14 protein-coding genes and 2 pseudogenes are annotated in these 11,403 nt (G+C 46.5%); 15 read left to right on the plus strand and 1 reads right to left on the minus strand.

The features are described from left to right. Positions 1 to 211 precede the first annotated feature (211 nt). From Q7V32_RS09740 to Q7V32_RS09750, 3 genes are all read left to right on the plus strand, one after another. Positions 212 to 946, plus strand: a complete 735-nt coding sequence (locus tag Q7V32_RS09740; protein ID WP_304896784.1) for a DUF2064 domain-containing protein — start codon at positions 212 to 214, stop codon at positions 944 to 946. A gap of 247 nt (positions 947 to 1,193) precedes the next feature. Continuing rightward, positions 1,194 to 2,885 (plus strand): ABC transporter ATP-binding protein/permease, encoded by a 1,692-nt coding sequence (locus Q7V32_RS09745; RefSeq protein ID WP_304896785.1) that lies wholly within the window; start codon positions 1,194 to 1,196, stop codon positions 2,883 to 2,885. A 13-nt stretch (positions 2,886 to 2,898) separates the two neighbouring features. Next, positions 2,899 to 4,011: a glycoside hydrolase family 5 protein gene (locus Q7V32_RS09750; RefSeq protein ID WP_304896786.1), complete on the plus strand. Its 1,113-nt coding sequence runs from the start codon at positions 2,899 to 2,901 to the stop codon at positions 4,009 to 4,011. 20 nt (positions 4,012 to 4,031) lie between these two features. Here the strand turns inward: Q7V32_RS09750 and Q7V32_RS09755 are convergent, their stop codons facing one another. After that, a complete protein-coding gene (locus Q7V32_RS09755) occupies positions 4,032 to 4,364 on the minus strand; it encodes a DUF2845 domain-containing protein (protein ID WP_304896787.1) in 333 nt (110 codons plus the stop codon). A gap of 744 nt (positions 4,365 to 5,108) precedes the next feature. Here Q7V32_RS09755 and Q7V32_RS09760 point away from each other — a divergent pair. The 12 genes and pseudogenes from Q7V32_RS09760 to Q7V32_RS09815 all read left to right on the plus strand — a co-directional run bounded on the left by Q7V32_RS09760 (position 5,109) and on the right by Q7V32_RS09815 (position 11,191). Further along, positions 5,109 to 7,259, plus strand: a complete 2,151-nt coding sequence (locus tag Q7V32_RS09760; protein WP_370691451.1) for an adenosylcobalamin-dependent ribonucleoside-diphosphate reductase — start codon at positions 5,109 to 5,111, stop codon at positions 7,257 to 7,259. A 102-nt stretch (positions 7,260 to 7,361) separates the two neighbouring features. Then, a complete protein-coding gene (locus Q7V32_RS09765) occupies positions 7,362 to 8,042 on the plus strand; it encodes an NrdJb (protein WP_304896789.1) in 681 nt (226 codons plus the stop codon). Positions 8,043 to 8,159: 117 nt separating this feature from the next. After that, positions 8,160 to 8,543 (plus strand): hypothetical protein, encoded by a 384-nt coding sequence (locus Q7V32_RS09770; RefSeq protein ID WP_304896790.1) that lies wholly within the window; start codon positions 8,160 to 8,162, stop codon positions 8,541 to 8,543. A 237-nt stretch (positions 8,544 to 8,780) separates the two neighbouring features. Beyond that, on the plus strand, positions 8,781 to 9,092 hold the full coding sequence (locus Q7V32_RS09775) for a hypothetical protein (protein ID WP_304896791.1): 312 nt from the start codon (positions 8,781 to 8,783) through the stop codon (positions 9,090 to 9,092). A gap of 24 nt (positions 9,093 to 9,116) precedes the next feature. Beyond that, positions 9,117 to 9,347: a hypothetical protein gene (locus Q7V32_RS09780; protein ID WP_304896792.1), complete on the plus strand. Its 231-nt coding sequence runs from the start codon at positions 9,117 to 9,119 to the stop codon at positions 9,345 to 9,347. A 182-nt stretch (positions 9,348 to 9,529) separates the two neighbouring features. Then, positions 9,530 to 9,634, plus strand: a pseudogene (locus Q7V32_RS09785) (NrdJb); the annotation flags it as partial. 27 nt (positions 9,635 to 9,661) lie between these two features. Then, positions 9,662 to 9,901 carry a hypothetical protein gene (locus Q7V32_RS09790; protein ID WP_304896793.1) on the plus strand — a complete coding sequence of 80 codons (240 nt, stop codon included), beginning with the start codon at positions 9,662 to 9,664 and terminating at the stop codon, positions 9,899 to 9,901. After that, positions 9,898 to 10,113 carry a DUF2283 domain-containing protein gene (locus Q7V32_RS09795; protein ID WP_304896794.1) on the plus strand — a complete coding sequence of 72 codons (216 nt, stop codon included), beginning with the start codon at positions 9,898 to 9,900 and terminating at the stop codon, positions 10,111 to 10,113. Before Q7V32_RS09790 ends, Q7V32_RS09795 begins: the two co-directional genes overlap by 4 nt. A gap of 105 nt (positions 10,114 to 10,218) precedes the next feature. After that, positions 10,219 to 10,317, plus strand: a pseudogene (locus Q7V32_RS09800) (NrdJb); the annotation flags it as partial. Positions 10,318 to 10,400: 83 nt separating this feature from the next. Next, a complete protein-coding gene (locus tag Q7V32_RS09805; RefSeq protein ID WP_304896795.1) occupies positions 10,401 to 10,604 on the plus strand; it encodes an addiction module protein in 204 nt (67 codons plus the stop codon). Further along, on the plus strand, positions 10,601 to 10,897 hold the full coding sequence (locus tag Q7V32_RS09810) for a type II toxin-antitoxin system RelE/ParE family toxin (protein ID WP_304896796.1): 297 nt from the start codon (positions 10,601 to 10,603) through the stop codon (positions 10,895 to 10,897). The genes Q7V32_RS09805 and Q7V32_RS09810 overlap by 4 nt, the downstream gene beginning before the upstream one ends. Before the next feature lie 21 nt (positions 10,898 to 10,918). Then, positions 10,919 to 11,191 (plus strand): CopG family antitoxin, encoded by a 273-nt coding sequence (locus tag Q7V32_RS09815; RefSeq protein ID WP_304896797.1) that lies wholly within the window; start codon positions 10,919 to 10,921, stop codon positions 11,189 to 11,191. Positions 11,192 to 11,403 lie beyond the last annotated feature (212 nt).

Below are 11,403 nucleotides of genomic sequence, written 5' to 3' on the forward strand. Positions count from 1 at the left end.
TCTATTGATACAAAAAGCGTATCTACTCACCCCTCCAATTATAGAGGGTGTAGGTGGTTGATTGAAAAGGCTTCTGCAACAGGGATGTTGCAGAGAGCTACAGGGACGTATTGATGCGTCCTTTGAAATCAAGCACCTACACCCTTAATTCAAAGCGGGCGAGTAGTTACCAAAAAGCGATTCAAACAATTTAAAGTTAAAAAAGGCAGAGATGAAAGTTGAAAGTACACCGCTGGCTATCGAAAACTTAAGCATGAAACAAGCTAGCGGTGCCATTGCGCTGTTTGTTAAAACACCGGGCTTGTCGGCTGTTAAAACCCGCTTGGCGGCTACGCTCGGAGTCGAGACTGCAGAAACCTTTCATTTAACGGCTGCTCAAGCCGTGACATCGGTCATAATGGATGCCTGTCAACAGTTTCCATTGCAAGGGTACTACGCTGTTGCGGAAGTCGACGCTTTGGATCATTTTTATTGGCAAGTGTTGCCGACGGTCTGGCAGGGGGACGGCGGATTGGGTGAGCGTATGGGGCGGATCTACGAACAGCTTTTACAGCGGCATCCCTATGTGCTTTTAGTAGGGGCGGATATCCCTCAAATGACTAGCCATCAAGTGTGTGATTGTGCTCACTGGTTATCCGGTATTGATTTTTCAAGATTCGCTTTTGGTCCGAGTCTTGATGGGGGATTCTGGCTATTTGGCGGAAATCGACCGCTTCCTCAGACGCTTTGGACCGACATAATTTACAGTCAATCCGATACCGGAGCACAATTTTTAAATGCAATTACCCGTTTTGGTGATATTTTTCATACGGACAGTTTACAAGATGCGGATGAGCCGGTTGATTTAGTCCGGGTTATGACATCACTGGAGGCGCTTCTTAAACCAACACCCGAACAGCAAAAAATGACAAACCTTTTGAAGCAATTAACTTCACCGAATCTGTGAATTCTGGTGTTGCTTGACTTGAATAGTTGGCAACACATACGTATTAGCTATTACAATTCGTAACGTTCAGAAACAATAATAAAAAGAAAGTAAATGGAACCTTACCTGACCGCTTCGTATCACTCGCTTGAGAGGCGCTCTGACAATAAAAATCCGCATTCGTCGGTTTTTAATAGTGTGGTGTGGTTCAGCAACCCGGTTAAAAAAGTGCCGGGCGAACTTAATTAACCCGATAGGGAGATATCCTTTGAATTACTCAAGCAGATTTTTTGTAGAATTCATCAAACTGGCCGGTCCATTCTGGCATTCTGAAAATAAAGCCACTATTCACAAATTGACCCTGGGGCTGATCGTATTTACGATTATGCAGATTGCCATCGCAGTATTGCTGACCGAATGGAGCGCCAATCTGTTCAATACCCTGGACCAGCGTTCCATGTCCGGGTTGACCAAGCAAATCGTGATTATTGCGCTGATCCTTGTTGCAAACGTCATTGTCACTTCAAACCACCTGAAAATGAAACGCCAGTTACAAATTGATTGGCGCAGTTGGCTGACTCAACGCTTGATTGGCGAGTGGATGAATAACGGCCGGCATTATCAGATCACGCACATGGAAGGGCGGCATGACAATCCGGACGGCCGCATTGCCGAAGATATCCGGATAGCCACCGAATATGCGATTGATTTAATCCATTCACTTTTTTATTGCTTGCTGCTGATAGTCAGTTTCACGCAGATACTGTGGACGTTGTCCGGACATATAACGCTTAAATTGGGCAGTCTGGAGTTCTCGGTTTACGGGCATCTGGTCTGGCTGGCAATTATCTATGCCGCGTTTGCTTCAACGCTGGGCTGGGTTATCGGGCGTCCCTTGACTCAAGCCACCGATGCCAGACAAACCGAAGAGGCAAACTTTCGCTTTGGCCTGGTGACGGCGCGCGAGAATTCTATCGCCATTGCGTTGGTTCGGGGAGAAAGTACCGAACGGAACCGTTTTCTGCATCTGTTTAAAGACATCTATCGAGCGTGGCAGCGACAAACCCGTGCCTGGTCCAATATTTTGATGTTCACTTCCGGCTATTCGGTCTTTTCCATGGCTTTTCCCATTCTGATCTCGGCCCCGCGCTATATCGCCGGATTCATTTCATTGGGTGCCTTGGTCCAGTCCGCTCAGGCGTTTCAACAAATGGCCGGCGCCTTATCGTGGCCGGTCGATAACATGGCAAAAGTGGCAGAATGGCGGGCATCGGTAGAGCGGGTTTTAGGCTTGGTCGATGCGCTGGATGACCTGGAAAAAAAGAATAAAGACGAAACGCAACAGCGCATAAGACTGGTCAAATCTGAAGAATCGGTACTTGGTTTCAACCAGGTATGTATCGCTAAACTCAATGGGGAAATGATCATAGGTTGTATCGAAGATCAGGTAAGACAAGGGGAGCACGTTCTTATATCCGGCAATGGCGCAACGGCTGCCAAACTGTTCAAGGCTATAGCCGGTCTTTGGCCCTGGGGTAAAGGCACCATCTATTTACCGGATGATGAGCCCATGTACTTTATGCCGCCAAGACCTTATTTGCCGAGAGGCACGCTGCGTTCGGCAATTTGTTACCCCTATCCGGTGTCGGCTTTTAATCAGGCCGATCTTGAACAGGCGGTCGATGCCGCAGGGCTTAATGACTTACTCGAACAGCTGGATCATGTCGATCAATGGGAAAAAACACTGTCGCGCGAACAAATGCAGCGGTTGGGATTGGTCCGCTTACTTCTGGTTAAGCCCAAGTGGATTTTGGTGCAGGAAGCTTTTGATTCGCTGGATCCCGTAGGCGAGGCAGACATGTTGCGTTTGATAACTGAAAGGTTGCCGGACGCTTCTTTGCTGACCATTATGAACCAGCCGACCGCAGATGCTTTTCACGAACGCCGTTTAACGCTTTAAGCTAAAGTCTCTGATGCCTGAAAATAAGCACAGGAAAAAGCTGCGTGGCGTTAATCTGGGCGGCTGGCTGGTTTTGGAGAAATGGATGACGCCCAGCCTGTTTGAAGGCTTGGAGGCACATGATGAAACTGCCTATTGTGTTGAATTGGGCGAGCGGGCCGGACCTTTACTCAAACAGCACTGGAACAGCTTTATTACCCGGGATGATTTTGCCTGGCTGGCTAAAACCGGCATCAATGCAGTGAGAATTCCTGTCGGGCATTGGCTCTTCGGGCCCGACTATCCCTACCATGCCGCCTACGGGTCCTTGCGTTATCCCTTTGTTCAAGGCGGCATCGACATTCTGGACCAAGCAATGCGATGGGCTGAAGACTTTGCTTTGCATGTTGTGCTGGATTTGCATGCCGCACCGGGTTGTCAGAACGGCTTTGACAACGGAGGCATCCAAGGTGTGTGTGAGTGGCATACGCAACCCGCTTTCATCGATTATGCTCTGACAGTGCTGGAGCGGCTGGCGGAACGATACGCCACCAACCCGGCCCTGCATGCCATTCAGGTTTTGAACGAACCTCGCTGGGATATCGCCACTGAGCTCTTAAAGCAATACAATCAAGACGCCTATCACCGCATCCGAAAATATTGTCAGCCTGAGCATGTGGCGGTCGTAGTTCATGATGGGTTTCGCTCGTACAAAGAATACCAAGACTTCATGAACGAGCCGGAGTATCAAAATGTTGTGTTCGATATTCATCGTTACCAGTGTTTTGTTCAAGACGATATTGATCTGGATATCTATGGTCATATCCAAAAAGCGGCCATTGATTGGAAAAACGAAGCCGACGACATTATTTCCGGCCTGGCTTTGCCGACTTATGTGGGTGAATGGAGTTTGGGATTGGATAAAAAAGTCTTTTCTTTATGGAAGGAGGGGGCTTTTAATCATGCGTTAACAGCGATGGACTCTGTACAAATGACCATTGCCTATCGTGCTTTTTCTGCTGCCCAATTAGTGACTTTTGAAAAATATCTGGGTTGGTTTTTTTGGAGCTACAAAACCGAAACCACCCCGGAATGGTGTTTTCGTGCCTGTGTTGAGCGGGGCTGGCTTCCTGATAAGTTTGCCTGAAGCGGCAGAAGGCCTTACTTTCAATCACCGTAACCCAGGTTGCGAGTTTCTTTTAACACGCTGTTTTCAAACAGTAAAAATTGCTTTAATTTTCGCGGACCGAAATTGTAGATCCACTCATCAATGACCACTTGTTCATAGCTTTCAATTTCTAGCACCCCCCGATTATGCCGTAATCGACTGCCTTCAACACCTAACCGCGTTTCGGCGTAATCCGGTTCCCCGCATTTTTGCAGCACATCGGTTTTATGATCACCTATGCGGATTATCCTGTTGCCGCATCGTAAGGCAAGGGCATCACTAATACCGATCACAAATAGAAAGAGTAATACCGGCAACGTGTAATTTTTCATGGCAGCGACATCAAAGGTTGAAAGAAAAAAATTAGCCTAAAAAAGATAGCAATTCCCAGTTTGATATTTTTAGCGTCATTTTGAGTAGGGAAAAGCCTTTCGAGGAACGCATCAAACCCTCCCTGTTTAGACTTGGCTCAATATAGTTTTTTAGCATCCGCTTATTTTATAAGCCGTATTTTAAACTTCGCCTGAAGAAAGCATAGATAAAATGAAATGGGCTGAATAATCCTATCCAAATTGTTTATCTGTAAAGTGAAAAAACCATTTTCCGCGTTCAACTCATCCATTGCCTCATGTGAATTTCAAATCTTGAAGCTAACCCATTGAACTATAAAAACTACCTGAAAAACCTCTGGTTATCGCTAGAAAATTCCTACTGACAGCACAATATATTGTGCTAGTATATTTTCACAGGCACTACATAAGGTGTATTTACGGATTCAGTCAATTTTCATCTGTAACTTAATATACATCAATATCTTAGGCGGTTTCGCCCCGCTTTAGTGCAAAAAAAAGGATATGTTCGCGTTAATAGTAGGCGTCGCCCCGGCAGGGATTGCCGGGGTCCAGAAGCCATGGATGGCGTTGGGCTTTCACATCCTTGTGACGTGGATTCGCTTACGCGGTCTAACGGCTCCGGCAATCCATGCCGGAATGACGGTGTTGATTTACATTCAACTACTAACGCGAACAGTGCCAAAAAAAACAGTTAATTGCTCAACCAGAAAAGGGAATCAACGAATGACCGCTACACTCCATATTGTTACGCCAAACGATGACGAAATTCCGCTACAAAGTGCTTCGCTGGATATTTGGGACAGCAAGTACCGCCTAAAAACCAAAGACGGCGCAGCCATCGATGCCAACATCGATGAAACCTACAAACGCGTTGCCAAAGCCCTGGCCGGTGTCGAGCAAGACAAGGCACTGCAAGAAAAAAACTACAAGGATTTTTTATGGGCGTTGCGCAAAGGTGCAATTCCGGCCGGTAGAATTGTCTCCAATGCCGGAGCGTTGGAACACAAACCCGCCACCTCAACGATCAATTGTACCGTATCCGGCATCATCGAAGATTCTATGGACGATATTCTGTCCAAAGTCCACGAAGCGGGTTTGACGCTGAAAGCCGGTTGCGGCATTGGTTACGAATTTTCTACCTTGCGGCCGAAAGACGCCTATGTATCGGGCGCAGGTGCCTACACGTCCGGGCCGTTGTCGTTCATGGATATCTACGACAAGATGTGTTTCACCGTCTCGTCTGCCGGTGGCCGCCGTGGCGCACAAATGGCTACGTTTGATGTCGCCCATCCTGATGTCGTCGATTTCATCCGGGCCAAACGCGAAGACGGCCGCCTGCGTCAATTTAATCTGTCGCTGCTGATTACCAGCGAATTTGTAGAAGCGGTCAAAAATGATAAACCCTGGGCGTTGTCATTCCCGGTCACCCAGCGTGAAGCCAAAGTCGACAAACTGGATCTGACTGACAGCAGCAAAATCGTTTGGCGCGATTTACCGAACAAAAAGGGTTATGTGGTCAATGACGCTGGTTTGGTGGCTTGCCGCATCAGTAAGGTCATGCCGGCCCGCCGCTTGTGGGACATCATCATGTCTTCCACCTATGATTATGCCGAACCGGGTTTTATCCTGATCGATAAAGTCAACGAAATGAACAACAACTGGTTTTGCGAACATATCCGCGCGACCAATCCTTGCGGCGAGCAACCCCTGCCGCCTTACGGCAGCTGTTTGCTGGGTTCTATCAACCTGACCCGCTTTGTAATGCATCCGTTTGGCAAAGAAGCGCAGTTCGATTGGGACGCCTACCGCAAAACCATCCGCATTTTCACCCGTATGCTGGACAACGTGGTTGAAATTAACGGTCTGCCACTGGAAAAACAACGCAAGGAAATCACCGGTAAACGCCGTCACGGCATGGGCTATCTGGGCCTGGGCTCGACCATTGCGATGCTGGGTATGCGATACGGTGAAGCGGAATCGCTTGCGTTTACCGAACAAGTCACCAAGGAATTGGCGATTGAAGGCTGGAAAGCCGGTCTGGAACTGGCCAAAGAAAAAGGCCCGGCGCCGATCATGAACGAGTTGTTCACCGTCACCGGCGAAATGCTGCATAAACGACCTGAAATGAAACAAGACGGTTATAAAGTGGGTGATCAAATTCCCGGTAAGATCCTGCACGCCAAATACAGCCGTTACATGCAACAACTGGCCAAAGAAGAGCCGAAACTGGTTGCCGAACTGGCCGAAACCGGCTGCCGTTTTACGCATCACAGCTCCATTGCGCCAACCGGCACAATCTCGTTATCGTTAGCCAACAATGCCAGCAACGGCATCGAGCCCAGCTTTGCTCATCATTATTCGCGCAACGTGATTCGGGAAGGGAAAAAATCCAAAGAAAAAATCGACGTATTTTCGTTCGAACTTCTGGCTTACCGTCATTTGGTCAACCCTGAAGCCATGCCTTACAGCGATGATCCAGCCAGGCAACTGCCGGATTATTTTATCTCTGCCGATGAAATCACGCCCAAACAGCATGTCGACATTCAAGCGGCCGCGCAAAAATGGATAGACTCATCCATTTCCAAAACCGCCAACGTGCCTACCGATTTTCCGTATGAAGACTTCAAGTCTATCTACGAATACGCTTACGACCAAGGCCTGAAAGGCTGCACCACGTTCCGGTTCAATCCGGAAGTCTTCCAGGGTGTACTGGTCAAAGAATCCGATCTGGAAAACACGACCTACCAGTTTACGCTGGATGACGGACACGTAGTGGAATACAAAGGCAACGAAGAAGTGGAGTATGACGGCGAAATCCATACCGCCGCCAATTTGTTCGATGCGTTGAAAGAAGGTTACTACGGCAAGTTTTGATTTTCAAAAAAATGTAGGTTGGGTTAGGCGCTAGCCGTAACCCAACACGACGGCATTTAATGTTGGGTTACGCTAACCCAATCTACAGAATACGGAAAACCCATGACCCTACACAAAATCTCTCAAAAAATCGTCAGTTATAAAGTGCTGACCAAAGAAAATACCGAAGCAGCCCAGCCGCAAGAACCCCAGCAATCGGTTGAAAGCATGCATGAAAATGTCGAACGTCCGGAAGTGCTGATCGGCTCCACCTACAAGATCAAAACGCCGCAGTCCGAGCATGCGCTGTACATCACCATCAACGACATTATTCTGAACCAGCATACAGCTCACGAAGAGCGCCGCCCTTACGAGATCTTCATCAACTCCAAAAACATGGAGCATTTCCAGTGGGTACTGGCACTGACCCGGGTTATCTCGGCCGTATTCCGCAAAGGCGGCGATGCGACGTTTTTGGTTGAAGAATTAAAAGCGGTGTTCGATCCCAAAGGCGGCTATTTCAAAAAAGGCGGTGTGTTCATGCCGTCTCTGGTCGCCGAGATCGGCTGTGCCATCGAAACGCACATGAAACACATCGGCATGATCAAGCCGGAAGTCATGACCGACCATCAGAAACAGTTTCTGGCCGACAAACGCCGCGAATTCGAAGCCATGCACGGTGAAACGGAAGGCGAGTCTTTTCCGGAAAAAGCGGTTCTGTGCAGCAAGTGCAGCACCAAGGCCATGGTGTTAATGGACGGATGCATGACGTGTTTGAATTGTGGCGAGTCGAAGTGTGGGTGATGGGGATGCGCGGACGGATGCCATCTCTTTCCGTTTATCATTTTAAAATGGGTGTTATCCGGATTTGGGTAATGACTTGTTAGGGTTTCAGTTTCTATTAGAACTTAAGGAGGGTTTATGATTCAGTGGTTTACAGATGTAGCAGAGCAAGCTGAAACAGGCAGGAAATCTGCTGTTCGTGCTGTTCAAGCCTGGCAGTATTTGATTGCGAAAGCATCAAATAGACAGTTGGTTAGGTACGGTGAGTTGGCTGAACTGATGGGGTATTCAGATAACAGGCCGCTTTCTTATATTCTTGGTCGTATCATGGACTTTTGCGAGATAAATAAAATTCCCCCTTTGACCTTGATTGTCGTTAACGCAGATGGCATTCCAGGTAACGGGTTTACTGCCGAAGATTCTGTAGCCTACAATCGTACTCGCGAAGAAGTTTTTGCTTTCCAATGGTTTAAAATTATTCCTCCAACAGTGGAAGAGTACATGCAAGGGCACCATAAATAAATTCCTAACATTGCGTTCAACCGAAGCGCGGCCATGCAAAATTGGGGTCATGTCATGCAATCACGCATTTGCAACCATTAAAGCGAAATCGGGTTCAGTCGAATAGAACCTCTGATAGATCGTAGGATGGTTTCGCGATAGCAAACCGTCAACCTCAAAGCTATGTTGGATTGCCTACTTCGAATCCACTTTCCGGGTTAGACCTGATTTTAATCAGCAATCAAAAGAGAATTAATAATGAACGAGCATTTTTCGCACGGTAGTGAATCTGTTAAAAATGGAAAGTTGAAGGGAGCAACAGATTCAACTGACTATTTTTACTTCTTCTGCCCAAAATGTCAGGGTAGTGAAATTCTGAGATTACTTGACTATAAGGTCCGTGAAGAGCAAGAAAGTAATCCTTATGATGAATGTAAAGAAATAAAGTCGAAATCTGCAAAAGGATTTACCCTACAAATAAAGCTCAAATGTGAAGTGTGCAAACATTCAGACACCGTAAAAATATCAAATATGGGCTTGCAACGTGGCGATCATTCTAAAATCTTGTAGGTTACATCTTGAAAGGAAAATATTATGATTGTAAGAAACATAAATTTGGTTATTGGATATTTTTTTCTATTCGTTGGATGTATTGGCTGTGTAGCATTTTTAAGTGTTCTTTTTGAAATTAATATTTCAAGATATAGTGCAAGAACACTTTTGTTTCTACCTCTTTTTGAAGAAGCTACCTCATCCATATCAACAACCTCCCCGATTTATTTAGCAATAACAACTGCTATTGGGGCTTATTTGGTAAAAGAATAACCCATAAGGTGGGGAAGAATGCAAACTGGGGTCAAGTCTTGTAATAACGCATTTGCAACCATTAAGGCGGAACCGGGTTCCGACGAATGGAATTTCTGATAGCTCGAAGGACGGTTTCGCGATAGCAAACCGTCAACCTCAAAGCTAGGGTGGATTGCCTGCGGCGAATCCACCATACCGATTTTCCGGAAAAAGCGGTGCTGTGCAACAAATGCAGCACCAAGGCCATGTTGTTATTGGATGGATGGATGACGTGTTTGAATTGTGGGGAGTCTAAGTGTGTTTAATAGTAAACTGCTCAATATATTTATACGATGGACGAGTTAACTACAACCGATTATTTTCGTGACAACATATTGCTGAAAAGGCCTTACCTAAAACTGGAGTGGTGCCAAACCGCGTTATCTCATTCCATTCGCCGGGAAGTTCAAGACGACGGACGGATTCGGCATTGGATATTTGTGCCTGAGCTCAATAAATTCTTGCGGGTCGTCACGCTTGAAGACGGTAAAACCGTCCACAACGCTTTCCCTGATAGGAGATTTAAGCCATGAAACTAAATTACGACAAAAAAACGGACTCTCTTTACATTCATTTAGCGGATCGGCCTTCCGTCGATTCAGACGAAGTGGCCGATGGCGTTGTTTTGGACTTTGATGAAAACGGTGCTTTGGTCGGTATCGATGTCCAGCATGCCAGTCAAAAGGCCGATATTCAGAATTTGTCATTGCTGCATTTGCCATTGAGGGAATTGGATGCCGCTTGATGCTATCGTTGGGCGTCAGAAAGAAAGCTCGTAGGATGGTTTCGCGATAGCAAACCGTCAACCTTAAAGCTTTGGTGATTTGCCTACATCGAATCCACCTACGGGTTTTCCAGAAATGCGGTACTGTGCAACAAATGCAGCACCAAGGCCATGGTGTTAATGGACGGGTGCATGTCGTGTTTGAATTGTGGGGAAGTACTATAAGTCTGCTCTCTTCTCTACCCATCTTGTTCTGCCCAAGAGTTGTGTTAAAATCCTCTTCGCTTGTCCAACACGAGGTAAATGTTATGGAGATTCAATCTCTTACTGTTTCTGAACGTATTATTCTTGCCGAAGCCCTATGGGACAGCATTGTTGCTGATGATTCGGAAATAGAGCTCACAGAAGCTCAGAAAGCGGAACTAGATCGGCGACTCGCATCGTTCGAAATTGATCAGCACGTAGGATCTTCGTGGTCTAATGTTAAAGCTCGAATACTATCTAAGAAATGAAATACAAACTCACGCTTCGGAAAGAAGCAGAGTTTGATATCGAGGAGCAATTCGAATTTTTCGAAGAGAAACGGCTAGGCCTTGGCCATGATTTTCTACTTTGCGTAGAAGAAGCCTTAGATAAACTTCAAAAGAATCCGCTCATTTACCGTAAAATTTACAAAGAACTAAGGCGCACTTCAATAACTCGCTTTCCTCTCCGTGTATTCTATTTAGTTCAAAATCAAAATATCATTGTTACGGCTGTGCTTCATGCGAAGAAAGACCCTACGTCTTGGAGAAACCGCACATAACTGCGTATTGGGAGGTTCGAAATGAGCAAGCTGGATAAAGAAGAGCAGGAAATTCTGGACATATTCGATGCTGGAGATCTCCCGAGATCACTTGATTTCGAGGAAAGTAAGACGCGGCATCAGCAGTATGCACAGGCTATGTTTAAGAAGGATGCACGAATCAATATCAGGCTTTCTTCCAAGGACCTGCGGGGACTCCAGAAGAAGGCACTGGCGGAAGGCATGCCTTATCAGACCCTGATTGCCAGCATTCTCCATAAATATGTGGAAGGTCGCTTGCATGAGGAACTTTAGCTCAACGCCGTCTTTCGGCCTGAAGAAAAATTGGGGTTAAGTCTTGCAATCACGCATTTGCAACCATTAAGGCCGGTAAATGTCAACGTAGTTGTCGCATCAGTTAAAAATTAGTGGACAGTAGTGTCGGTTTTTTTCGCCGCATTATTGTTTGGTTTATCAGGATTTAAACAGACTTCTGGCTGCCAATCCCAGTTTCGGGTGTTACGACT

The organism is Methylicorpusculum sp. (assembly GCF_030651835.1).
Lineage (GTDB): Bacteria > Pseudomonadota > Gammaproteobacteria > Methylococcales > Methylomonadaceae > Methylicorpusculum.

Coding starts and splice junctions, on each gene's coding strand:
- Q7V32_RS09750 (WP_304896786.1), top strand. CDS start 2,899: ATGCCTGAAAATAAGCACAGGAAAAAGCTGCGTGGCGTTAATCTGGGC.
- Q7V32_RS09775 (WP_304896791.1), top strand. CDS start 8,781: ATGAACGAGCATTTTTCGCACGGTAGTGAATCTGTTAAAAATGGAAAG.
- Q7V32_RS09810 (WP_304896796.1), top strand. CDS start 10,601: ATGAAATACAAACTCACGCTTCGGAAAGAAGCAGAGTTTGATATCGAG.
- Q7V32_RS09780 (WP_304896792.1), top strand. CDS start 9,117: ATGATTGTAAGAAACATAAATTTGGTTATTGGATATTTTTTTCTATTC.
- Q7V32_RS09770 (WP_304896790.1), top strand. CDS start 8,160: ATGATTCAGTGGTTTACAGATGTAGCAGAGCAAGCTGAAACAGGCAGG.
- Q7V32_RS09765 (WP_304896789.1), top strand. CDS start 7,362: ATGACCCTACACAAAATCTCTCAAAAAATCGTCAGTTATAAAGTGCTG.
- Q7V32_RS09805 (WP_304896795.1), top strand. CDS start 10,401: ATGGAGATTCAATCTCTTACTGTTTCTGAACGTATTATTCTTGCCGAA.
- Q7V32_RS09815 (WP_304896797.1), top strand. CDS start 10,919: ATGAGCAAGCTGGATAAAGAAGAGCAGGAAATTCTGGACATATTCGAT.
- Q7V32_RS09740 (WP_304896784.1), top strand. CDS start 212: ATGAAAGTTGAAAGTACACCGCTGGCTATCGAAAACTTAAGCATGAAA.
- Q7V32_RS09790 (WP_304896793.1), top strand. CDS start 9,662: ATGGACGAGTTAACTACAACCGATTATTTTCGTGACAACATATTGCTG.
- Q7V32_RS09755 (WP_304896787.1), bottom strand. CDS start 4,364: ATGAAAAATTACACGTTGCCGGTATTACTCTTTCTATTTGTGATCGGT.
- Q7V32_RS09760 (WP_370691451.1), top strand. CDS start 5,109: ATGACCGCTACACTCCATATTGTTACGCCAAACGATGACGAAATTCCG.
- Q7V32_RS09795 (WP_304896794.1), top strand. CDS start 9,898: ATGAAACTAAATTACGACAAAAAAACGGACTCTCTTTACATTCATTTA.